Annotated in this window: 16 protein-coding genes and 4 pseudogenes; 6 read left to right on the top strand and 14 right to left on the bottom strand. The window is 70.3% G+C overall.

The window, feature by feature from the left end; translation table 11 throughout:
• Positions 1-30: 30 nt before the first annotated feature.
• Positions 31-234 carry a DUF1918 domain-containing protein gene (locus AB0F38_RS17455; RefSeq protein WP_361893395.1) on the top strand — a complete coding sequence of 68 codons (204 nt, stop codon included), beginning with the start codon at positions 31-33 and terminating at the stop codon, positions 232-234.
• A 50-nt stretch (positions 235-284) separates the two neighbouring features.
• On the opposite strand, the gene AB0F38_RS17460 is transcribed toward AB0F38_RS17455, so the two are convergent.
• Positions 285-1,508, bottom strand: a complete 1,224-nt coding sequence (locus tag AB0F38_RS17460) for a family 10 glycosylhydrolase (RefSeq protein ID WP_361893398.1) — start codon at positions 1,506-1,508, stop codon at positions 285-287.
• 228 nt (positions 1,509-1,736) lie between these two features.
• Here AB0F38_RS17460 and AB0F38_RS17465 point away from each other — a divergent pair, with 228 nt between their 5' ends.
• Positions 1,737-2,594 (top strand): 3-hydroxybutyryl-CoA dehydrogenase, encoded by an 858-nt coding sequence (locus tag AB0F38_RS17465; RefSeq protein ID WP_361893401.1) that lies wholly within the window; start codon positions 1,737-1,739, stop codon positions 2,592-2,594.
• 599 nt (positions 2,595-3,193) lie between these two features.
• Positions 3,194-3,570 (top strand): annotated as a pseudogene (locus tag AB0F38_RS17470) (hypothetical protein); the annotation flags it as partial.
• 184 nt (positions 3,571-3,754) lie between these two features.
• On the opposite strand, the gene AB0F38_RS17475 reads toward AB0F38_RS17470, so the two are convergent.
• Positions 3,755-5,083 carry a PQQ-binding-like beta-propeller repeat protein gene (locus AB0F38_RS17475; protein ID WP_361893404.1) on the bottom strand — a complete coding sequence of 443 codons (1,329 nt, stop codon included), beginning with the start codon at positions 5,081-5,083 and terminating at the stop codon, positions 3,755-3,757.
• A 363-nt stretch (positions 5,084-5,446) separates the two neighbouring features.
• Here AB0F38_RS17475 and AB0F38_RS17480 point away from each other — a divergent pair.
• Both AB0F38_RS17480 and AB0F38_RS17485 read left to right on the top strand, forming a co-directional pair.
• Positions 5,447-5,736 (top strand): annotated as a pseudogene (locus AB0F38_RS17480) (IS630 family transposase); the annotation flags it as partial.
• A pseudogene (locus AB0F38_RS17485) lies at positions 5,734-6,225 on the top strand (3'-5' exonuclease); the annotation flags it as partial. The pseudogenes AB0F38_RS17480 and AB0F38_RS17485, both read left to right, overlap by 3 nt.
• Before the next feature lie 217 nt (positions 6,226-6,442).
• Here AB0F38_RS17485 and AB0F38_RS17490 read toward each other — a convergent pair.
• From AB0F38_RS17490 to AB0F38_RS17505, 4 genes are read right to left on the bottom strand one after another with little or no spacing between them, the layout of a single operon-like run.
• Positions 6,443-6,919 (bottom strand): hypothetical protein, encoded by a 477-nt coding sequence (locus AB0F38_RS17490; protein ID WP_361893406.1) that lies wholly within the window; start codon positions 6,917-6,919, stop codon positions 6,443-6,445.
• Positions 6,907-11,703, bottom strand: coding sequence for a putative T7SS-secreted protein (locus AB0F38_RS17495; protein ID WP_361893409.1), 4,797 nt, complete (start codon positions 11,701-11,703; stop codon positions 6,907-6,909). The genes AB0F38_RS17490 and AB0F38_RS17495 overlap by 13 nt, the downstream gene beginning before the upstream one ends.
• Positions 11,704-11,705: 2 nt before the next feature.
• Complete coding sequence (locus AB0F38_RS17500) at positions 11,706-12,371, bottom strand: hypothetical protein (RefSeq protein WP_361893411.1); 666 nt, start codon at positions 12,369-12,371, stop codon at positions 11,706-11,708.
• The gene (locus AB0F38_RS17505; protein WP_361893414.1) at positions 12,361-12,765 is read right to left on the bottom strand and encodes an SseB family protein; all 405 of its coding nucleotides are present in this window, start codon (positions 12,763-12,765) and stop codon (positions 12,361-12,363) included. Before AB0F38_RS17505 ends, AB0F38_RS17500 begins: the two co-directional genes overlap by 11 nt.
• A gap of 511 nt (positions 12,766-13,276) precedes the next feature.
• On the opposite strand from AB0F38_RS17505, the pseudogene AB0F38_RS17510 reads away from it, so the two are divergent.
• Positions 13,277-13,381: pseudogene (locus AB0F38_RS17510) on the top strand (3-hydroxyacyl-CoA dehydrogenase family protein); the annotation flags it as partial.
• A 60-nt stretch (positions 13,382-13,441) separates the two neighbouring features.
• On the opposite strand, the gene AB0F38_RS17515 reads toward AB0F38_RS17510, so the two are convergent.
• From AB0F38_RS17515 to rpmI, 8 genes are all read right to left on the bottom strand, one after another.
• Positions 13,442-13,972, bottom strand: a complete 531-nt coding sequence (locus tag AB0F38_RS17515; RefSeq protein WP_361893416.1) for an NUDIX domain-containing protein — start codon at positions 13,970-13,972, stop codon at positions 13,442-13,444.
• An 87-nt stretch (positions 13,973-14,059) separates the two neighbouring features.
• On the bottom strand, positions 14,060-15,400 hold the full coding sequence (locus AB0F38_RS17520; protein WP_361893419.1) for a transcriptional regulator: 1,341 nt from the start codon (positions 15,398-15,400) through the stop codon (positions 14,060-14,062).
• 421 nt (positions 15,401-15,821) lie between these two features.
• Positions 15,822-18,335 (bottom strand): phenylalanine--tRNA ligase subunit beta, encoded by a 2,514-nt coding sequence (gene pheT, locus AB0F38_RS17525; protein ID WP_361893422.1) that lies wholly within the window; start codon positions 18,333-18,335, stop codon positions 15,822-15,824.
• Positions 18,335-19,474, bottom strand: coding sequence for a phenylalanine--tRNA ligase subunit alpha (gene pheS, locus AB0F38_RS17530; protein ID WP_361893425.1), 1,140 nt, complete (start codon positions 19,472-19,474; stop codon positions 18,335-18,337). The genes pheT and pheS overlap by 1 nt, the downstream gene beginning before the upstream one ends.
• Before the next feature lie 113 nt (positions 19,475-19,587).
• Positions 19,588-20,745, bottom strand: a complete 1,158-nt coding sequence (locus AB0F38_RS17535) for an ATP-binding protein (RefSeq protein ID WP_361893428.1) — start codon at positions 20,743-20,745, stop codon at positions 19,588-19,590.
• 143 nt (positions 20,746-20,888) lie between these two features.
• Entirely contained in the window at positions 20,889-21,728 is an 840-nt protein-coding gene (locus AB0F38_RS17540) for an RNA methyltransferase (protein ID WP_361893430.1), read from the bottom strand.
• Between the two features lie 155 nt (positions 21,729-21,883).
• Entirely contained in the window at positions 21,884-22,267 is a 384-nt protein-coding gene (gene rplT / locus AB0F38_RS17545; protein ID WP_007457565.1) for a 50S ribosomal protein L20, read from the bottom strand.
• 114 nt (positions 22,268-22,381) lie between these two features.
• On the bottom strand, positions 22,382-22,576 hold the full coding sequence (gene rpmI / locus AB0F38_RS17550; RefSeq protein ID WP_031097481.1) for a 50S ribosomal protein L35: 195 nt from the start codon (positions 22,574-22,576) through the stop codon (positions 22,382-22,384).
• Positions 22,577-22,602: the final 26 nt, after the last annotated feature.

Genomic DNA, 22,602 nt, shown 5'->3' on the forward strand with positions numbered 1-22,602 from the left:
GGACCGCCACCCGTGAGGAGGTCACTCCAGATGGAGGCACACGCGGGCGACCAGCTGCTGACACACGGCAGGACCGTGGGTCAGCACGACCGGGTCGCAGAGATCATCGAGGTGCTCGGCGACGGGGGCAGCCCCCCGTACCGCCTGCGCTTCAAGGACGGGCACGAATCGATCATGGCCCCCGGCCCCGACAGCGTCGTCCGGCACACCGCCCCCGAGGACCGGAACCGGTAGCGCGCGCCCGCGCCGGAGACCCTCCACGGGTCTCCGGCGCGGCCGTGCGCTCAGCGCGGGGTGCGGACCCGCACCTGGTAGTGATCGGCCACCACCCGGGCCATGGCCCCGATCCGGTCGGCCTTCACATGCTTCGCGGAGAAGAAGGCATGGCCGCCCACCTCCGGGTGGGCGGCCGCGAGGTCGAGGTGGCGGGAGAGTTCGGCCGGGTCCTGCCAGGCGGCCGGCTGGGCCGGGTCGCCTGCTTTGTAGAGCGCCTCCCCGGCGTACAGGTCGACGCCGGTGCCCCGGACGGTCTCGGCCCACCAGGGCAGCAGTTCGGCGTAGTCGGCGGCGGCGAGGCCGATGTTCCAGTAGAGCTGCGGGCAGATGTAGTCGATCCAGCCCTCCTTCACCCACTTCCGGGTGTCGGCGTGGAGGTCGTCGTACGTCTGCACACCGGCCCGGGTGTCCGAGCCGAGCGGATCGGTCGCAACGTTGCGCCACACCCCGAAGGGGCTGATCCCGAACCGGACCCCCGGCTTGACCTCCTTGATCCGTGCGGCGGTCTCCCGCACGAGCCGGTCGATGTTGTCGCGGCGCCAGGCCGCCCGGTCGGGGAAGCCCGCCCCGTACCGCGCGTACGCGTCGTCGTCGGCGAAGACCTGGCCGGCCACCGGGTAGGGGTAGAAGTAGTCGTCCCAGTGGACCGCGTCGATGTCGTAGCGGGTGACCGCGTCGAGCATCGCGTCCTGGACGAACTCCCTGACCTCGGGCAGACCCGGGTTGTAGTAGAGCTTCCCGCCGTACGGCAGCACCCATTCCGGGTGGAGCCTGGCGGGATGGGCGGCGACGAGCCGTGAGGGGTCCGTGTGGTTCGCCACCCGGTACGGGTTGAACCAGGCGTGCAGCTCCAGACCGCGGGCGTGCGCCTCGCGCACCGCGGTACCCAGCGGGTCCCAGCCGGGGTCCTTGCCCTGCACACCGGTGAGGTACTGCGCCCACGGCTCGTACGGGGAGGGCCACAGGGCGTCCGCGGTCGGCCGGACCTGGAGGATCACGGCGTTCAGCCGGAGCTCGACGGCCCGGTCCAGATGGTCCAGCAGCTCCGCCTGCTGAGCCGCCGCGCTCAGGCCCGGCGCCGACGGCCAGTCCACGTTGGCGACCGTGGAGATCCATACGCCCCGCAGCTCGGCCACCCTGGCCCCTCGGCGCCGGGGGACACGCCGCCGGGGCGCCGCGACGGCGTCACCCGTCGTCATCAGGGCGGCCACCGTGGCGGCCGCGCTCAGCACAAACGACCTTCGGCAGTATCGCCGCATCTTTTACACCTTTCGTCTCTCTGCCCTTGTGTGCCACTCCGGCTGCGGTGCGTGACACGGATCATGCCCACCCCGCGACCGCACGACCCGCAGGTCACCGGGGCCGGATCGCGGAGTAACGTCGTGGGGTCGAGGCGGGCACCGGAATCAAACGGGAACTGCCGCACGGAGATCAGCGAAAGGCACGAGGTGACGGACTCTATGGCCGACATTGCACGCGTCGGAGTGGTGGGCTGTGGCCAAATGGGCGCAGGCATCGCAGAGGTGTGCGCCCGCAGCGGCCTCGAGGTCAAGGTGGCCGAGACCACCGGCGAGGCGCTGGAGATCGGCCGCACCCGGCTGCACAACTCCCTCTCCAAGGCCGCCGAACGCGGCAAGATCACCGAGGAGGAGCGCGACGAGACACTCGGCCGCCTCAGCTTCACCACCGACCTCGGCGAGTTCGCCGACCGCGATCTCGTCATCGAGGCCGTCGTGGAGAACGAGCAGGTCAAGACCGAGATCTTCCAGGTACTCGACCAGGTGGTGACCCGGCCGGACGCGATCCTCGCCTCGAACACCTCCTCCATCCCGCTGGTGAAGCTGGCCGTGGCGACCTCCCGGCCGGACCAGGTCATCGGCATCCACTTCTTCAACCCGGCCCCGGTGCAGAGGCTCGTCGAGCTGATCCCCGCGCTGACGACGTCCGACGAGACGATAAAGCGCGCCGAGGCCCTGGTGCAGGACGTGCTCGGCAAGCACCCGATCCGCGCCCAGGACCGGTCGGGGTTCGTGGTCAACGCCCTCCTGATCCCGTACCTGCTCTCGGCGATCCGGATGTTCGAGTCGGGCATCGCCAGCCGCGAGGACATCGACAACGGCATGGAGATGGGCTGCGCCCACCCGATGGGCCCGCTGAAGCTCGCCGACCTGATCGGCCTGGACACCGTGGCCTCGGTCGCCGACTCCATGTACGCGGAGTACAAGGAGCCCCTGTACGCCGCTCCCCCGCTGCTCCAGCGGATGGTGGACGCGGGCAGGCTTGGCCGCAAGACGGGGTCGGGGTTCTACGCCTACTGACCGTCCTGCTGACGGGCCCGGCACTCACGCCGCCGGGCCCGCCGGCGCACGTTCCCCGAGGTCAGGACCGCGTGCGGCCCGAAGAGCCTCGTTACATGCTGCCGACCCGACGCCGTGCCGGAGAACTACGAAGCGACGGCACGGATGCGTGAGCCCGAAGCCCCTGAGCCTTTCAGGACTGTCGCAGCCTTCCGTGCTTGTACTGCGAAAACTCCCTCGGATGTCCCTCCGACAGAGCTGAAAGTCCCTGAAAAGTCCCTGGCGACTCGGACCCGGGACCTACGCATTGCGAGTTGTCCGATCTTGGTCCGCAGCCGTCCATGTACATCCGTCACGCATCCTCCACCGCAGGTCAGCGGCGAATCTGGACTCACGCGGACGACCTCAGACTTTCCCGGATCTGGCGCCAACCGAGACCGCAAGTGGGACCAGCGCCCACTCGCGTGGCGCCGTGGCGAGCGGAGCGCTGTTGCGCCCCAGGGCAGCCAACCAGGACGACGCCAAGTGGGATAGCTAGTGCCGCCTCAGGCAACGTTTGCCTCGTGTGACGTGACGCGCCGTTTGGGTCCTGGTCGGCGTGCGGCCGTCAAGCTGTGCGGGTGGCTGAACGAGTACGCGTCCGTGAGATCGATGACGATGAGGCCGACGGTTGTTGCGGATCGTCCGCCGCGGCACAGGGTCGGTGGTGACCTGGCGCCGGGCCCAGATGGTGCTGCCGTCCGCGCAGAGCATGCCCGTGGTGAAGATCGCCGAGGTCACATTCACCAGCGCGGACCGAGTCCGGGACGTGATCCACAATCTCAACACCGACGGGTTCGCATCGCTCTACCCGAAGTACAGGGGCGGCCGGCCGAAGACGTTCACCCTGCCCGAGCGCCGGGAGATCAAGAAGATCGCCAAGCCCAAGCCAGTCGAGCACGAATTCGGCCCGCTCAACCTCCAGCCCCATCCCGGACGCCAGTGGGCCGAAGTGGGGGCAGTGACCCCAACCGTAAGGGCCAGTTCACCGGCGCCTGCGGAGGTGAGTGGGAGACCGTCAGGCGGCTGACGTGTCCACTATGGAGGTCGGCCGCCGTCCGTCGTCGGTCCATGACGAGCTGACCGGCACCCGCCCCTTCACCACCCCCCGACCACGAGGTTGTCTGCCTGTTGTGCGGTGCTCAGCCCCCGGTGGGGTAGGCGAGGAGCTCACGGTCCACCAGGACCAGGCCCTGGTACTCGTTTACCAATACCGGAGCGACGTCGAGCCCGGCGGGCCTGTCCTTGCCGGTCCGGGCGTCAAGGGCCACCGCGGTGGTCGACGAGGCCCGGGCGTAGATCCTGCCGTGCCAGGATGCTGTGACATCCGGGGCGAAACGGCCGTCGGCCTGGTCGTCCTCCAGCCGCCAGAGTTCCTTGCCGCTGGTGGAGTCCAGAGCAACGAGGCGGTTCTGAGACGCGCAGACAAGAGTCTTGGCCTGGTCGAATGGGCAGCTCAAATTGTCCAGGCCCTCAGGCACGTCCGCCTGTACCTTGCCGGTGCCAGGCTTCAGGAGCCGGTCGAAGCGCGCCCCGCCGTCGTCGGCGTAGCCCCGCACCCGGACGAGGGACGGGCCGGCAGATTCGACGGTGGTATCGCCGATGCTCTTCTCTGTCCGCCACTTCTCCTTGCCGGTGGCCGGGTCGGCCCCGACCAGCTGGTCGGGGCCGAATCCCCCGAGAATGTCGACGCCTACCGCGGCCTCGGCGGTGACGGCCCGCGTCCGGATGTTCTGTGCTGTCCACCGCACCTGGTGGGTGGCAATGTCGATACCGGCCGTCGCCGCGTTGTAGCCGGTGTACACGGTCACGATGACGTTGCCGCCCGCGAAGCCGACCACGTGAGCCTCGGGCGTGGAGTTGTCCCGCTGTGCCCATGCTCGCGGGATTTTGAGCGATGTGCTCCAGGCGGCCTTTCCTGTCTCTGGCGTGGTGGCGACGACCTCGAGCTCCATCGAGGGAGACTGCGTTCCAGCGCCGGGCTGTCTGGTGACGAACGGCGTCACGACCAGGGAGCCGTCGGCCGACACGAGCGGCGCGGTCGCATCATCGTCCTCGCCCAGGGCCTCCGCGCGCGGGCGCGCCACCGCCACCACCTTCCCGGTGGTCAGGTCCACGGTCTGCATCCGGTCGGCGGAGGCCACATACGCCGACGTACGATGCAGGGCCACCGCGAGGTCACGCACATCGCCCAGCAGATTGGTCCGGCCCGCCGTCGCCTCCGGCGGCAGGGCCACCGCTCCCCGGGCCGTGAACGACTCCGGCGGATCGTGCGGAACGCGCTCCGGCTTCCCCTTTTCTGCGGGCCCCTTCGAGGAAGAATCCGACGGCACCCCGTCTGCCGGACCCCTGTCCGCCGGCGAACCGCAGGCCGACAGGCCAATGGCGAGAAGTGCAACGAAACAGAACCGCCGCGCGCGCATGAACTCCCTTTCCACCCGCAGCGAGGCAACGCTGCCGCTGATGATCAAACCGCAGCATGTCACGCCCCGCACACGGTCGGATGCGGGTGCTCGGACACTGACCGAAAGCCGACGGACGAGCCGCGTGCCCCGCACAGGACGCCGACTGGGACACGCCGGTGGAAGCACTGCCCGCCCAGATCGCTGTCGCGGGCGAAGCTGACGCCCATGGCACCCCCTTCTCGGTCCCCGATCGCCCTCACCCGCCCCTGAACGTGATGCGCCCCAGCCGGCCACGGACATCCCCGGCCCTGACGCCCTGCCAGGCGGAGCGCAGTACACCCCGAAATTGGACGGATTCCGGGCCCTGTCCTTCATCGAGGACGACGGCGTCATCCTGCAGTCCGCAGCGGCCGCAACCTCGCCGCCGAATTCCCGCCCGAGGTCCGCATCGCGATCGTTGCGACAACTTCTCGCCGCACCTGACCACGAGAAAATGCCAGCGGGTCGGCACTTGGGCCGCCGCGAACAACGTCGAGATCGCCTACACCTCGACCAACAGCTCCTGGCTCAACCGTATAGAGGCGCAGTTCACGGCCCTGCGCTACTCCACCCTCGATGGCACCGACCACGCCACCCACAAGGAACAGGGCGGCATGATCCGCCGCTACATCACCTGGCGAAACCGCCACGCTGACGACCAGCACTTACGCGCCGTCATCACCGGCTACCGCTCAGTCCTTCGAGGCCCCATCCCCGAACTCGCCCCCTGCGACACCTGGGACGACGAACTCACCCAACTCGCCGCCACCCTCCACGCCTGGCGCGAGGAACTCACCTCCGGCGACGGTGGCAAGAACCCGCGCCGCGACCCTCGCGGCAATATCGCCGTCTGCGTCGCCGACCGTGACTCCGTTAACCAGGTCATGTTCGACCTCGCCACCGAGCCCGGCAACACGGTAGCCGAGCTCACCAAGGACGGCGTCAAGAGCGACGGCGAAGTTCACGTCGGCACCATGCACCGGTTCAAGGGCCTCGAATACCAGAAACTCGCCATCGTCGGCGCCCGCGACGGTGGCATCCCCCGCACCGCAGTCATCGACCGCTACCGCGAATCCGACCCCCAGCGCTACGCCCGCGAGGAACGCAAGGCCCGCTCCCTCCTCTTCGTCGCCGCCACCCGCGCCCGCGACACCCTTCGCATCAGCTGACACGGGGCGCCGAGCCCTATATTTCCCGATAGCGAAAGATGAAGTCCTACTGGTAGAGGACGCCAAAGGCCTCCGTCTGGATGACCTACGCCCGCACCCGTATCCGCCCGCAGGCTGCAGCTACGACGTCCGACTCTCCGACGCCGTCCCTATTCGCGTACGCCAGGGCACGCCCGGCATCGGATGGAGGCGCGGGCGCCCTGGCGTACGGGCTCAGTCAGGCCGGGCTCTCCAGAACCACCATGACCATCACCGGAAGATCGGTGTCATGCTGGATCACGCCGGCGGTCAGAATCCGGCCGTCGAGGGTCCACTTCTTCAGCTTGATGAACTCGTCCCTGTCCGCCTCCGTCACCTCGGCCTCAATGAGGTGGCCGGCAAGCGGGGACTCCTCGATCTCGGGGAGGAAGTCGGTCAGCGCCTGCTCCCCCTGTTCGTAGACGGCTTCCACGTCGTCGAAGTAGCCCGACTCGTCGACGTCGCGGATCCAGACGAAGAACGAGACGCTGACCGCCTCACCGTCGAACGTCTGGATCCAGCCCCCGACGCTGCCCTTGTCCCACGACGTCTCCACGCCGTCACGGATCTTGCCCCCGGGCGTCCACTCCTGAGCCGCGAACCGCGCCGCCGCAGCCTCAGCGGTCAGCGGGGTGATGTCCCTGAGCTCTTCCAGCATTGCGATTACTTCAGCCATGAACTCATTCCACTCATGCCGTTGCCGGGCACGTGATACGCCTTCAGCTGCCCGCTGGCGTAGGCCTCGGGGAAGGCCTTGGACAGCACTTCGTTCACATGCGCGGCACCCCATTCATTGGACACCATATAGCGGACTCCCTTGCCTCCTAGATCCTCGTCGAGGGCGAGCAGCTTGTCTGCCTGCGCGACGAGCCGGCTCTCGTTGTAATGCTTGAAATCGGGGTTGTACGGGGACTTCTTCCATTCACCGAGGTTGTCACCGCCGGTCCACTTCGCCTCCGTGATCCAGCCGTCCCGCGGGCCTCCGTCGACGTGGACCTCCCGGCCGTCCGGCAGGATCCACTGCTGCTCGTAGCTCTGGTCGGTGACGAGCCGCTGGTACCGGTATGACGGGCGCTCAAGCAGCTTGTCCGTCAGCCAGCCCAGGCCTTTGAACCGCGAGTACGGCGACAGCCCGAGGGGGTCGCAGACCGTGAACGGATTGTGCACATAGGCAACCGGATTCGGCGCGGGGCCGAGGCCGAGCGGGTCCGGGGAGGTGTAGCGACCGGTCTCCGGGTCGTAGTGGCGGAAGAGGTTGTAGTGGAGACCGGTCTCCGGGTCGTAGTACTGGCCGGGGAAACGCAGCGGGGTATAGGCCGTGTTGGATCGGGCCCAGGCGGTGGTGCCCCAGAGGGTGCTCCTGGCCCGCCAGGCTATCTCGCCGGATTCGTCGACCAATTCGGTGGGCGTTCCCACGAGGTCGGTGGCAATGGCGAAGAACCGGCGGTCGATCTCCTCCCGCCGAGTGTCCGGGGTGAGGAGGCGTTCCGTCTGGGACAGCGGGACCAGGCCGCGGTGGTCCCAGGTGAGGGCGACCATGTGTGGCTGGCCCTGTGTGTGGACGGTCTGTTCGCACAGGGTCGTGCCGTCCCAGGAGAAGCGGACCTCCTCTGCGACGCTCTCGCCGTCGTCGGCGAGGCGCTGTTTTGCGGTGCGGCGACCCAAGGGGTCGTAGAGGTAGCGCCAGCGGGTGCCGTCGGGTGTGACCACGGCGGCGAGACGATCCTCCGCATCCCATTCATAGCGCCAGGTGTCGGGCTTACGTGACAGACGGGTTCTTTGGCGCAAGGTCACGCGCCCGAGGGCGTCGTGTTCGAAGCGGACCTTGCCCGCCCTGGTGACGGAGGTTCCGGTGTAGGAGCGGGGGCCGGTGGCGTCGTGGCCGGGGTGTGAATCAGGCCAGGAGGCCGCCGTCTGGTTGCCGGCGGCGTCGTAGGCATAACGCTCGGTCCACCCCTCGGCATGGATCCCGGTGACCCGTCCGGACGCGTCCAGATCGAAGGTGCGGGCGCCTGACAGATCGTCGGTCACGGAGGTGAGGTGGCCGTCGGCGCGGTGGGCGTAGTGCCGGCGGTTGAGGGAACGGCCCCCGACCGTCAGGTGCTGCGCGCAGATCCTTCCGGCCTCGTCCCAGGCGGAGGCCAGAGTGAGGGATCCACCGAAGACACGCTCGAGTTCCCGGCCGGCCGCGTCGTGGGTGAAGGCTATCTCGCGTCCGCCGCTGGTTATCCGGGCGGCACGGCCGGCGGCGTCGTAGCCGTACTCGGTGATCGCGCCGGTGGGGGTGATGCGGCGGGCCCGGCGGCCCAGGGTGTCGTAGGCGTAGTTCATGGCGCGGCCGTCGACCAGTTCGGTCTTGGTCCGGCCACGCCGGTCGTACGCGTAGACGATCTCGCTGTCCGGTCCGGCCGCGTGCAGCAGGCGTCCGGCCCGGTCGTACGCGTAGGTGGTCACCTTGCCCGCCACGTCCTTGCGGACCGCTTGGCCGAGCTGGTCGTAGATGCAGGACACGGTCCGGCCGAGGGCGTCGGACCGGGCGGTGAGCTGCCCGGCGGCGTCGTACCGGTAGCTGAGAGTGCGGCCGTCGAAGTCCGTCTCGGAAGCGAGCCGGCCGGCGGCGTCGTACGTATAGGACCAGGTGCCGTGTGGGCCGGTCACCCGGATCAACCGCAGATCCGCGTCGTGCTCGAACGTGTGGCGGCTGCCGTCGTGTCCGGTGCGGGTGGTGAGCAGATCAAAGTGCGTGTACTCGAAGCGTGATATGCCGCCGGCCAGGCCGGTGTGGCTGAGGGGGTTGCCCTCGCCGTCGTACGTCCACGACTCGGCGGCACCGTCCGGGGCGACACGGCGGGTGAGATTACCGTCCTCGTCCAGGACGACCCGGGTCACGCTGCCCATCGGGTCGACGGTGCGCACGATCCGGCCCAGAGCATCACGCTCCAGGCGGGTGGTGCCACCGGCCGGGTCGGTCACTGCCACCGGCAGCCCCGCCGCGTCGCAGCGCACGGTGGTGGTGGCGCCGAGGGCGTCAGTGACGGTGGTCAGCCTGCCCCGGCCGTCGTAGGCGTACCGGGTGGTGGCGCCGGCCGGGTCGGTGACGGCGGTGCGGCTGCCGTGCTCGTCGAATTCCTGGAGCCAGCGGGCGCCGTCCGGCCCGCGGAATTCCGTGGACGCACCCGACGGGTCGCGCACGGTGCGTAGTTCGCTCCCGTCGGGACGGGTGACGGCGAGCAGGCGGCCGTCCTCGTCGTGGGTGAAGGCGGTGGTGCGGCCCAGCGGATCAGTACGGGCCAGGGTGTTTCCGCGGTTGTCGTAGGTGAAGCGGGTGGTGTGGCCGAGCGGATCGGTGGTGGCCACCACCCGGCAGTGGCGATCGATCCGGTGCCGGGTCGTGTGTCCGCCGGCCGTGGTGAGGGTGGTGGTGCGAAGACCGGTGTCCGGATCGGGTTCGGTGTAAGTGAGGGTGATCTGGATGTGGCCGGCCTGACCGCCCTCGTCGATGACGCGGTCTCGGTCGTCGTATGTGTAGTCGTAGCGGCTGTTGTTGGAGTCGATCCAGGCGGTGACGCGGCAGCGGTCGTCGTGGACGAAGGTGGTGGTGGCGCCGGACGGTTTGACTACGGTGGTGAGGTTTCCGTCCTCGTAGCCGTAGCGCATCAGAGGCAGGTCCGCCCCGTTCTTTCCCGCTCCCGCCAGGGCCAGGGCCGCGACCCGACCGTCGCTCGCCGTGACAGCCACCCGGCGGCCGGCAGAGCAGGTCAGGGCGAGCGGGGTGCCGTTTTCGGTACGTTCCACGGCCCACCAGTTGCCGTGGCGGTCCTCGACCCGGTCCAGCCAGGCGTCGCCGTCGCCGCCCGGTTCGCTGTCGGCCGGGGCGGTGAAGTGACAGACCAAGCCCGTGCCGGGATCGGTGACGGTGTAATCGCCGGTCACGTCACGGGCCAGCAGTGTGCGGGCGGTCCCGGACTCCGGATCGGTCGGGGTGCCTGGGGCGGGGTGCGGATAGGGAATCAGGAGGCCGTCGGCGGTGACGTGGACGACGCCGGCAGCGTCGATCTCCAGGCGCTCGTCGACGGTGGAGGTCCAAGAGGGGCCGAGGAACCGGCCTGCCAGCAGACCGGACTCGGTGCGGCGGGTGAAGACCAGCGGCAGGGTTCCCGGCAGCACCAGGTCGGTCTGGGGCAGGAACATCCGTCCCGATGCGAGGTCGACCGGATCGGTGTTGGCGACGACGCGGCGCCCGTCGGGACGGTTGTGGGTGCCGTTGGGGGCGTTGTCGAGCAACCGGCGGGCGCGGGCGGCCTTCGCCATATCCGCGGCAAGGCGGACACCCTTGGCGACGGCGCCGCCCCCGCCGGTGGCCGCGGTCAGTGCCGCGTCGGGCAGCAGCCGGCCGAACCCTTCCGCGGGGTCCTTCATGAAGTCGCTGATCATCTGCTTGCTGGTGCCGACCGGGTCGTTGGCGGTGACGACCAGTCCGGCGGCCAGGCTGTTGAGGCTGGTGGCGTACTCGGCGGGGTGGGTGATGTTGTACGGGTCCAGCGGGTTGATCCCCCGGACGAAGTTCAGCAGCCCTGCGGTGCCCTTGATGACGCCACCGCGGACGTGGTCGTTGATGATCTGCAGTTCCTGCAGACCGCTGGCCACCTGTTGTGCGTACGTGGGCTTCTCAGGGGCCTTGTCTCGGGCGGCGCGGACGGCGCTGCGGGCGGTCTCCGCGGCAGTGTTCCGCTGTTCGCGGGCCTGGGCGAGGAGTTCCTGCGCGTCCTGCATGATCGATTTGCCGGGGTCGTCGAACGTCGGCGCGGGGCAGGGCGGCAGAGCGCCGGGGTTGCGCTCCTCGGGGGCCTGTGCGTTGTAGCGGTTCACGGCCTTGTTGTAGTCGTCGATCCGCTTGCGGTGTCCGTCGGCCGCGCTCTGGGAGGCTTTGACGCCTTCCTTCCACATGTCGATAGCCGTCTGCGCCTGGTTCTGTGCCCAGGTGACGGTGTAGGCGAACGCCTCCAGCGCGGCAGCCGCCTTCTCACAGGCATCGGCACCGGTGAACCACTTCGGCGGCTGGGTACTCACCGCGGTGCGCAGCGCATTGGCCGTCTCACCCTTCAGCCGCGAGGAGTCGAGGCCCTTCAACCCGCCCCCGGCGTCGTCGAACGCCTTTTGAAAGGAACGGAGTTGTTCCGCCGTGGCGTGGAGCTTGCTGGGGCTGCCGTACACCAGCTTGGCCTTGTCCTCGGTCTGCCCGAGGTCCATTTCCTCGACATCGGCGCCCATGCGGTTCGCAACCGAGCGCGACTTCTCCCGCACCCAGTCCGAACCGGATTCCCAGCCCACGTCGTCCAGCCGGCCCGCCGTCCAGTTCCCGGCGCCCTCGACCCGGTTGCCGGCCCACTCCACACCGTCTTCAACCACGCCCTCGACCGAGTCGGGCGTGATGTCCCTGATGAAATCCTCGACGCCCACGCTCAACCGCCCCCGCCTGTGTTCGTGTCGCCCTGTTGCTGTGCCTGCTGGGCGCGTTCCTCGGGCGACGGCCCGAACGTGTCGTCCAGTGCCCGGTCCCACTGACCGTCGCTGAGGCCGAGCTCGGTCTTGAGCCTCTCCGACTCCCGACCGCCCTGTCCCTCGGTGAGAACAGTGCGGCCGGTGTCCTTCCAGGTCTGCTCCACGTCCTGGCCGGCCTTCTCGAACGACTCGGCACTCCAGTCTGGGTCCAGGTAGTCGGGAGTGAGGATGTCGCCCCAGCCCTGCTGGGAGATGTCCTCCTCGCTGGCGTGTGGGTTGCCACCCATCGCTGCGCTGATACCGACCTTGAAGGAGCCCTCAACGTACTGGTCGTGCTCCCACTGCGTGCCCGCCGCCAGCCCGAGACGGTCCGCGAGCGCGCTCGCGTCGCTCGCGAGGGCGCGTACTCCCCACTCCCACCGTTCGCAGAAGTCCTCGAAATCCACCGACAGCCCTCGATGCCCTGCCTCCATGCCCGTCATGGCCAGACCCGAGAACCCCTTGCCCATCACCGACCCGGTGGCACCGCCGAGTTCGCCGAGTTGATCAATGGTCGCGCCCACACCCTGCGTGAACTTCGCCACCGACGTCTGATCGAAGGCGAGGTCCGATCCGTCACCGCTCACGGCCGCCCCCCTCCTGCGCCGCGCCGGAGTCGACCGCGACGCCGTCCGGGACAACGCCGGTGACCGGCGGGAAGAACATCGCCCCGTCCTCGTCGGCGATGTCCACCGCGAGCCCGGCGGGTTCGCCCAAAGTCGGCACGATCTCATCCACGATCCGCGCCCCGAGCAGCGCGACGTAGTCCATCAGACGATCAGCCGGGCCGTGGTGAACAGCGAAGCGGGCCAGCGCCGTCTCGTCCGTGAACGCGCAGATCCACCGAACACCGCCCGATCGGGCACTCCACAGGCCGGGCTCCGCCGATGGAACCAGAAGAACCGTGCGCCGCATCTCACCCACCAACGCCCGTGGATCACCAACCCCCGCCCGTTGCTCGGATATTCGTTGGGCGAGCATCGTCCTCGGCTGTCCCACGGGTTCCCCCTCGTCCTGGTCGGCTGATGGCACCGTAAAGCAGAACAAGTATGTGGGTGGGCCGGTTCTCGCAGGTCCAAGCGCCCCCGCCCCTTCGCCTCATGGGCCGGGCACCTCCTGTATATCCCGCCGAGACCGTCGAGCGGGAGCGTCACCAGCCTCCGGCGACGGAACGTCCCGTCCCCTTGAGTACGAAGGGAGCCCGGGCCGTGTCCACCGGCGAGCCAGGGCGGGGTAAGCAATCCTCCACGCTGCCGTCCACGGCCGGTATGAAGGCCATGTCCAAGGTGAGGACGAACGCCCCGGGCGCGACTTCCGGGGCAGGCTGCCCAAGAACACCGAACGCGGCTGAACCGTCCCTTGGTCGCCTGCTCCAGACAGATGCCGGCGAAGACGCCGTCGAACCGAGCGCGATCAGGCGGTCCTCGACGCTTGGGTAGGTAGTCTTTCCCCGAGCACCGACCAGGGCGCCCAGCGCCGACCAGTTGAACGCGAGTACAAGGAGCCCCTGTACGCCGCTCCCCCGCTGCTCCAGCGGATGGTGGACGCGGGCCGGCTCGGCCGCAAGACGGGGTCGGGGTTCTACCCGTACGGCTGATCCGGACCGGCGCCGGCGGAGGGCCGGCCGGGGATCCCGGCCGGCCCTCCCTGCGCGCGCTCAGCCCAGCTGCATATGACGGAGCATCAGGAGACCGGCCGCCATGTTGGCCGCCGGGATCTCGCCGCGCGCGATCATGTCGGGCACGAGCTTGAGCGGTATCCACTCCCGCCGCGAGGACTCGAAGCCGTCCGTCGGAGGTCCGGTGCACGTCGCCTCCCGCGCCCAGAAGAGGTGGTGCCGGGCGTCGATGAGTCCGTTGGCCGGTTCGACGGTCATCAGCGGACTCAGCTCGCCGGGGCGCCAGCCCGTCTCCTCCTCCATCTCCCGGGCAGCCGCCGCGGCGATGTCCTCACCGTCCTCGACCACCCCCGCGGCGAGCTCCCAGCCCCAGCTGTCCGTGATGAACCGGTGGCGCCACAGCAGCAGCACCTCGTTGGCCTCGTTGACGACCGTCGCCGCGGCCACGGGCCGGAGCCGGATGACGAAGTGGTCGAGGCGCCTGCCGTCAGGGAGGACGACATCCGCCAGATTGACCCGGAACCAGCGATTCTCGTAGACGGTCTGCTCGTTTAAGTTCACCCACTGCACAGTTCTGCCACCTTCCGACTGGTTGATGGCAACATCGGAGCAGGGCCGACCCCGTAGCGGAACGTGCGACGGCAGGTCGGGTGAGGCTCACAGAGGCACGCGCAGCGCCTCGTCGATGCGGCCGGCCGCCGCTCGTGCGTCGGTGGAGCCACTCGCGGCCAGGTGTTCGCGTACGGAGCGCAGCCGGTCCCGCAGCCGCCGGGACTCCATGCCGCGGGCGCGTTCGGCCATTTCCGAGGCCGTGCCGGCCGCCCTGTCCGCCTCTCCCTGGAGCAGTTCGAGATGGGTGAGCATGGCCAGCCGGTGCACCCTGCCGCGGTCGTGCGCCGGGGAGCGTACGGCCGCCGCCGCGTGCTCCCGGGCCCCGGTGAGATCCCCGAGACTGAGCAGTGCCTCCGCCACCTGGACGTCGACGAGGCCCGGCTGGACGTAGCCCGTCTCGTCGGGCTCACGGCCGGGATGGATCCGGCCCGCCTCCGACTCGGCGCGGCGGATGCGCTCCAGGGCGCTGCGGGGATCGCCGAGCCGGGCGTAGGCCTTGGCCTGCATCGCGTACAGATCGGCGGCCAGGGCCGGGGAGATGTGCGGTCCCGCGGCGCGCAGGGCCGCCTCGGCGAAGGCGACGGACCGGCGGTGGTCGGCCAGGTGCAGCGACTGGTTGACCAGCAGCGCGATCACATAGCCGCCGAGCCCTCGGTCCCCGCTGGCCTTGGCGAGGCGCAGTGCCTGGTGGAAGTAGCGCTGGGCGAGCCCGTGGGCGTCGGAGTCGTAGGCGCAGATGCCGGCGACGGCCACCAGCCCGCCCGCCGCCCGGTGCAGGCGGCGGCCCGCGGCGTCGCCGTACCCGCCGCGCAGCAGCGGGGCGGTCTCGGCGTTGAGGAACCCGATGATGCGGGCCCTGGTCGCGATGCCGCCCGTCCTCCGGTACATCAGTTCGTAGTGGGCACGGGCCTCGCGGAGCATCGCGATGTCGGCCGGGCCGGCCCGGGACGGCCCCGGGCGGGACACATCGGCGTCTTCGGGCGGGTTCTCCCATTCCCAGACCGGCATCACCGCCGACGTACCGGTGACTGCGGGAATCGCGGCGAGGTGCGGGCGCTGCTGCTCGTCGGAGCGCCAGAGCGCCGTGGCGTGCTCGACGAAGCCGGAGAGACCGGCACCGTGCGTCGCCGTGTGCGCGCCGGAGGTCCCCATGCCGATGTCGTCGAGCGTCACCGCCCGGCGCAGCCGGCTCCCGAGGACCTCGCAGATCAGGTCCGGCACCTGACCGCGTGGGCGCTGGCCCTTGAGCCAGCGTGCGACCGCCGTGTGTTCGTACCGCAGGCACAGACCGCGGCAGCGGCCCGCCCGGTTGACGTGGCCGGCGAGCCCCGCACGGGACACACCCGCCTCGTCGATCAGGGATTCGAGCAGGACGTTGGGCTCCATTGCCCCCCCATGTGCGCGTCGCAATGACCCTAGTGGAGCACGATTCACACGGGGTGTGAACGGAATGCCCGAACCGTCCGGCTGTGCGCTCTGCCGCGCCGGGGCGCCCTTCGCTTGAATGAGTGCCTCGCAAGAGGCGGCCGGGTCGTCGGCTCCCCCTCGTACAGTTCGACGACCCGCACCCGCGCCGTCCGTCCTGCCGACCTGCCCGACACTCCGTGGCAGGGCGGACGGCGCCGGATCGCACGACCCACTGCCCCTGTGACAGGAGGGTGGCTACGGGTCCGGGCCGGGACCGGGTTCCCCCGGCGCCGCTCCGGGGCCCGTGTGCGGTCCCAGGGCCGTCCGGCGGGACAGGAGGAAGGGGCGTGTCCGGTGGCCGGACACGCCCCTTCTCGGTGTACGCGAGGTACCCGGCCTCCTACGCGCCGCGCAGCACCGCGCCGGTGCGCTCGGTGGCCAGGACGACCGCGGCGTCACGGGCGGCCGATGCCTCCTCGACGGTCAGCGTCCGGTCCGCGGCGCGGAACCGCAGCGCGTACGCCAGGGACTTCCTGCCCTCGCCGATCTGATCGCCGGTGAAGACGTCGAACAGCCTCAGCGATTCGAGGAGGTCACCGGCGCCGGCGCGCAGGGCCGTCTCCACCGCGTCGGCGGGAACGTCCGCGGCGACAACGAGCGCGACGTCCTGGGTCGCCACCGGGAAGGCGGAGATCCGGGGCGCCTGGAGCACGCCGTCGACGGCCTGCTCCAGGACGTCGAGCTCGACCTCCATGGCGCAGCTCCGCTCGGGCAGGTGGAGGTCCTTGATGACCCGCGGGTGCAGTTCGCCCGCGTGTCCGAAGAGCGTCTCCTCGCCGTTCACCGTGACGTACAGCGCGGCGCAGCGGCCGGGGTGCCACGGCGCGTGCCGGTCGGCGCGGACCGTCAGCTCGACCCCCGCCTCGCGGGCGATCGTGCGGGCCGCCTCGACGGAGTCCGCCCAGTCGGCGGGGCGGCCCCTGCCCCACCAGCCTGCCTGCTCGCGGGCGCCCGCGAGGACGACTGCGGCGCGGCGCGGCTGGCGCGGGAGCGCCGCGTCCAGACCGGCGATCTCCTCGTCGGTGGGACGGCGGTCGACGGGCAGCCGCACGGCCCTGGTCTCCTCGCCCGTGGGCCTGAAGACCAGCCCGGTCTCGAAGAGCGCGAGGTCGTGGCTGCCGCGGCCGTCGTTGCGCCGCAGTGCGCCGAGCAGGCCCGGCAGCAGCGTGGTGCGCAGCGCGGGCTCCTCGTCGGAGAGCGGGTTGACGAGCGTGACCGTACGGCGGCGGGCGTCGTCCTCGTCCAGGCCGAGCTGGTCCAGGACGGCGTCGCCGATGAACGGGTAGCTGAGCGCCTCGACGTACCCGGCGCCGGCGAGTGCCCGGCCGATGCGGCGGTGCAGCCGCTGGCGGTCGGTGAGCCCACGGCCGGACGGCGGCGTCGGGAGGGTGGAGGGGAGATTCTCGTACCCCTCCAGCCGGATGACCTCTTCGGCCAGATCGTTCGGCGCGGCGAGGTCGGGGCGCCAGGACGGCACCGTGACGATCAGCTCGTCCTGCCCGTAGACGTCGCAGCCGACCTGCTGGAGCCGGCGCACGACGGTCTCGCGGCCGTAGGGGACACCGGCCACCCTGTCCGGGTGGTCCGCGGGCATCGCGATGGTGCGGGGCGCGGACGGGGCGCTGAACTCGGTGACGCCCGCCTCCGCCGTGCCTCCCGCGAGGAGGACCAGCAGGTCGACGGTGCGCTGCGCGGCGGCGGCCGCGGCCTGCGGGTCGACGCCGCGCTCGAAGCGCTTGGACGCCTCGGAGCTCAGCTTGTGCCGGCGCGCCGTGCGGGCGATGGAGATCGCGTCGAAGTGCGCGGCCTCGATGACGACCTCGGTGGTGCCGGATTCCTCGGCCTGCACGTCGGCGATCTCGGTGTGGGCGCCGCCCATGACGCCCGCGAGGCCGATCGGCCCGCGGTTGTCGGTGATGACCAGGTCCTCGGCGTCCAGGACGCGCACGGTGCCGTCGAGCGTGGTGAGCTTCTCGCCCTGCTCGGCGCGGCGCACCCCGATCGGCCCGTCGACCCGGGTGCGGTCGTAGGCGTGCAGCGGCTGGCCGAGTTCGAGCATCACGTAGTTGGTGATGTCGACGGCGAGCGAGATCGGGCGCATCCCGGCCTTCTGCAGCCTGCGCTGCATCCAGATCGGGGAGCGGGCCTCCGGCTGCAGTCCGACGACGGTGCGCGCGGTGAAGCGGCCGCAGCCGATCGGGTCGGACACCTCCACCGGGTAGCCGTAGGCGTTCGGTGCGGGCACGTCCAGGAGCGCGGGGTCGCGCAGCGGCAGCCCGTACGCGACGGCGGTCTCACGGGCGACGCCGCGCATCGACAGGCAGTAGCCGCGGTCGGGGGTGACGGCGATGTCGAGGACCTCGTCGACGAGCTCCAGGAGCTCGATCGCGTCGGTCCCGGGCTCGTACTCGGGCGGCAGCACGATGATCCCGTGTGTGCCGTCGTCGCCCATGCCGAGCTCGTCGGTCGAGCAGATCATGCCGTGCGAGGTCTTGCCGTACGTCTTGCGCGCGGCGATCGCGAAGTCACCGGGCAGGACGGCGCCCGGGAGGACCACGACGACCTTGTCGCCGACGGAGAAGTTGCGGGCGCCGCAGACGATCTCCTGCGGTTCTCCGGTGCCGTTGGCGGTGCCGACGTCGACGGTGCAGAAGCGGATGGGCTTCTTGAAGCCCTCCAGCTCCTCGATGGTCAGGACCTGTCCGACGACCAAGGGACCCTTGAGGCCCGCGCCGGTCCGCTCGACGGTCTCGACCTCGAGGCCCACGGCGACGAGCTTGGCCTGTACGTCACGGCCGGTCTCACCCGCCGGCAGGTCGACGTATTCCCGCAGCCAGGAAAGCGGGACGCGCATCAGATCTCCATCCCGAACGGCCGGGTGAACCGGACGTCACCCTCGACCATGTCTCGCATGTCTTCGACGTTGTGGCGGAACATCAGCATCCGCTCGATGCCGAACCCGAAGGCGAATCCGCTGTACTTCTCGGGGTCGACGCCGCAGGCGACGAGCACCTTGGGGTTGACCATGCCGCAGCCGCCGAGCTCGATCCAGCCCTCGCTGCCGCAGGTGCGACAGGGGCGGTCGGGGTTGCCGACGGACTCGCCGCGGCAGACGTAGCAGACCATGTCCATCTCGGCGGACGGCTCGGTGAACGGGAAGAAGTTCGGCCGCAGCCGGGTCTTCATGTCCGGGCCGAAGAGTGCCTGGACCATGTGGTCGAGGGTGCCCTTGAGGTCGGCCATGGTGAGGCCCTCGTCGACGGCGAGCAGCTCGATCTGGTGGAAGACCGGGGTGTGTGTGGCGTCGAGCTCGTCGGTGCGGTAGACCCGACCGGGGCACACCACGTAGACGGGGGGCCTGCGGCTGAGCAGGGAGCGGGCCTGGACCGGCGAGGTGTGCGTACGCAGCACGATGCCGGACTCGTCGCCCGTGGTGGGCTTCCCGTCGGGGGTGGTGCCCTGGACGAAGAAGGTGTCCTGCATCTGCCGGGCCGGGTGGTCGGGCACGAAGTTCAGGGCGTCGAAGTTGAACCACTCCGCCTCGGCCTCGGGGCCTTCCGCGATCTCGTAGCCCATGGCGACGAAGACGTCGGCGACGCGCTCCATGATGGTCGTCAGGGGGTGGCGCGCACCTGCCGGGGTGCGGTCGTAGGGCAGCGTGACGTCCACCGCCTCCTCGACCAGCACGCGGGCGTCCCGCTCGGCCTCCAGCTCCGTCTGGCGGGCGGCCAGGGCCTTGGAGACGGCGCCGCGGGCCTGGCCCACGCGCTTACCCGCCTCGGCCTTGGCCTGCGGCGGCAGGGCGCCGATCTCGCGGTTGGCGAGCGACAGGGGCGAGGTACCACCGGTGTGCGCGGTCTTCGCCTGGGCGAGCGCGTCGAGGTCGCCCGCGGCGGCGAAGGCGGCGAACGCCTCGTCCCGCATGCGCTCGATCTCTTCCGGTTTCAGTGCCTCGACCTCGACTGGGTCGTACGACTTGTTCGGTGCCGACATCTCTTCCCGTGCTTCCGATTGGCTGGTGGCGACCTGGCTCGACGACTGAGGACGCAAAGGTGCCAAAAGTCGAGTCTACGGGCCGCCGGGAGGCGAAGAAGCCCGTGGGCCGCTCAGACCAGGTAGGCCGGGGCGCTCACGGGCAGGATAAATCGGAACTCGGCGCCGCCGGCGGGCCCCCGGTCCACGGTGATCGTGCCGCCGTGCGCCTCGACGATGCCCTTGACGATGTAGAGGCCCAGGCCGGTACCGCCGCGCTTGCTCCCCCGCCAGAAGCGGGTGAAGACACGGCCCATCGACTCCTCGGGGATGCCAGGACCTTCGTCGCTCACGGTGACTGCCGTTCCGATCTCGTCGCTCTTGCCCGGCGCGGGCGCGGGGGCCACCTCGATGGTGACGGTTCCCTCGCCGTGGCGCACCGCGTTTTCCAGGAGGTTGCCGAGGACCTGGTCGACCTTGTCGGGGTCGGCCCACAGGTCGGGCAGCGGCTGCCGGGTGCGTACGAGGAAGCGGTCGGGTGCCTGGCCGTTCGCGGTGAGGGCCTGGACGTGGCGTTCGACGGCGGCGGACACGTCCACGGGCTGGCGGCGCAGTTCCAGCCGGCCGGAGTCGATGCGGGAGATGTCGAGGAGCTCGGCGATGAGCCGGTTGACGCGGTTCGCGTCGGCGTCGACGGTCTCCAGCATGAGCCGCTTCTGGTCGTCCGTGAACCGCTCCCATTTGGCCAGCAGCGTCGCGGTGAACCCCTTGACGGAGGTCAGCGGGGAGCGCAGCTCGTGGGCGACGATGGCGATCAGCTCGGCGTGACTGCGCTCGGTACGGCGGCGTGCCTCGGTGCCACGCAGAGAGACGACGAGCCGGCGGACCGGGCCGGCCGGGGTGTCGCGTACGTAGCGTGCGGAGACCAGGACCTCACGGCCGCCGGGAAGCAGCAGATTCCGCTCGGGCTGGCCGACGCGGGTGGCGAGCCCGCCGTACGGGTCGGTCAGGTCCCACCAGCGGCGGCCCTTGAGGTCTTCGAGGGGCAGCGCGTGTTCCAGGGACCGGCCGAGGGCGGCGGCCCGGGGGGTTGCGGTGATCCTGGCCGCGGCCCTGTTGAAGCAGATGACGCGGCCGGTCTCGTCGGCCACGACGAGTCCGTCGGGCAGGTCGTCAGGGTCGAGGCCCGTGGCCGGGTCCGGGCCGATGACCGGGCTCGTGCGGGCCGCGTCTTCGATGGCGCGCACAGCGGCCGTGTGTGTCCCGCCCGGCCTGCTCATGCTGACAGCCATATTCCCGTACCCCACCTCTCGAACCGGTGCAGTGGGCCCCCGAGTTCGCCACCCTACTAGGCGTCGGACGGCGAGCGACACCCTGCGGGAGCGCACCGGGCGGTGTGGCCGGTATCGATCGGCCGGCGGCCCGGGAGGGTGTCTCAGCCGGTGCGCCGCGGGCGCTGGGCCCGTGCGGAGGCGTAGAGGCACACGGCAGCCGCGGTGGCGAGGTTGAGACTCTCCGCCTTGCCGTGGATCGGAACCCGGACGACGGCGTCGGCCAGCGCCCGCGTCTCCTCGGGCAGGCCCCAGGCCTCGTTGCCGAACACCCAGGCGGTGGGCCCGCCCATGGTGCCCGCGTCGAGTTCGTCGTCGAGGTCGTCGGTGCCCGCGCCGTCCGCCGCCAGGATGCGCACACCGGCGTCGCGCAGTCCCCGCACGGCCTGTTCGACGGGCACCCCGACGGCCACCGGCAGATGGAACAGCGAACCGACCGAGGCGCGGACCGACTTGGGGTTGTAGAGGTCCACGGACGCGTCGGTGAGCACGACCGCGTCGGCGCCCGCGGCATCGGCGCAGCGCAGCACCGTGCCGGCGTTCCCCGGGTCCCGGACGTGGGCGAGCACGGCGACCAGCCTGGGCTTCGCCGCGAGGATCTGCTCGAAGGGCGCGTCCAGGAAGCGGCAGACACCGATCAGACCCTGTGGGGTCACGGTCTGCGAGACGTCGGCGAGCACGTCGCCGTCCGCGAGATGCACCCGGGCGCCCGCCGCCTGTGCGGTGTCGATGATGTCGGCGTACCGGTCGGCCGCTTCGGCGGTGGTGAACAGCTCGATCAGCGTGGGCTCGCCGTCGCTCCCCCGGTGTCCCGCGGCCTCCCGCACGGCCTGCGGCCCCTCGGCGAGGAACCTGCGCTCCTTGCCGCGGAAGTTGCGCCTGGCCAGCCGTCGTGCGGCGGCGACGCGCGGCGACCGCGCGGAGATCACTTCGGGGGTGCCCATGGTCGGCGGCGAGCCTCTCTGCGTAACTCTGCTTCTCTGCGTACGTTTCTCTGCGTACGGGTGGCCACGTACGCAGAGCGTCCTGCAACGCACCGGACCCGCAGACGGCTTGCGCCTGCGGGTCCGGCTGACTACCTGGGGAAGAGCTGCCCGGATCAGGCGGCCTTCGGGGCGTTGACGTCGCTCGGGAGGGCCTTCTGAGCGACCTCGACGAGAGCGGCGAACGCGTTGGCGTCGTTGACCGCGAGCTCGGCCAGGATCTTGCGGTCCACCTCGATGTTGGCGGCCTTCAGACCCTGGATGAGGCGGTTGTACGTCATGCCGTTCTGGCGGGCAGCCGCGTTGATGCGCTGGATCCAGAGCTGACGGAAGTCGCCCTTGCGCTTCTTGCGGTCGTTGTAGTTGTAGACCAGGGAGTGGGTGACCTGCTCCTTGGCCTTGCGGTACAGGCGCGAACGCTGACCGCGGTAGCCCTTGGCGGCCTCGAGGATCGCCCGGCGCTTCTTGTGTGCGTTTACTGCCCGCTTGACGCGTGCCACTTTTGACTCCTTGCAGCGGGGGCGGGTGGTCGCAGTTCAGACTCACCCGACCCGGAAACGAATTGGTCCCGGTCGGATCGAGGTCGCGCCTCCGGGTTCACCGGAGGCCGCGCCTCACTTGCCGAGAAGCTTCTTGACCTTCTTGACGTCGGCCGGAGCCACGACGACCGTGCCGGTCAGCGAGCGGGTCTTCTTGGACGACTTGTGCTCGAGCAGGTGGCGCTTGCCCGCCTTCTCGCGGAGCACCTTGCCGGAGCCGGTGATCTTGAAGCGCTTGCTGGCACCGCTGTGCGTCTTGTTCTTCGGCATCGCGCCGTTCTCTCCTCGTCAGTGGC

This window comes from Streptomyces sp. NPDC025273 (assembly GCF_040638585.1).
Taxonomy (GTDB): Bacteria; Actinomycetota; Actinomycetes; order Streptomycetales; family Streptomycetaceae; genus Streptomyces; species Streptomyces cinereorectus.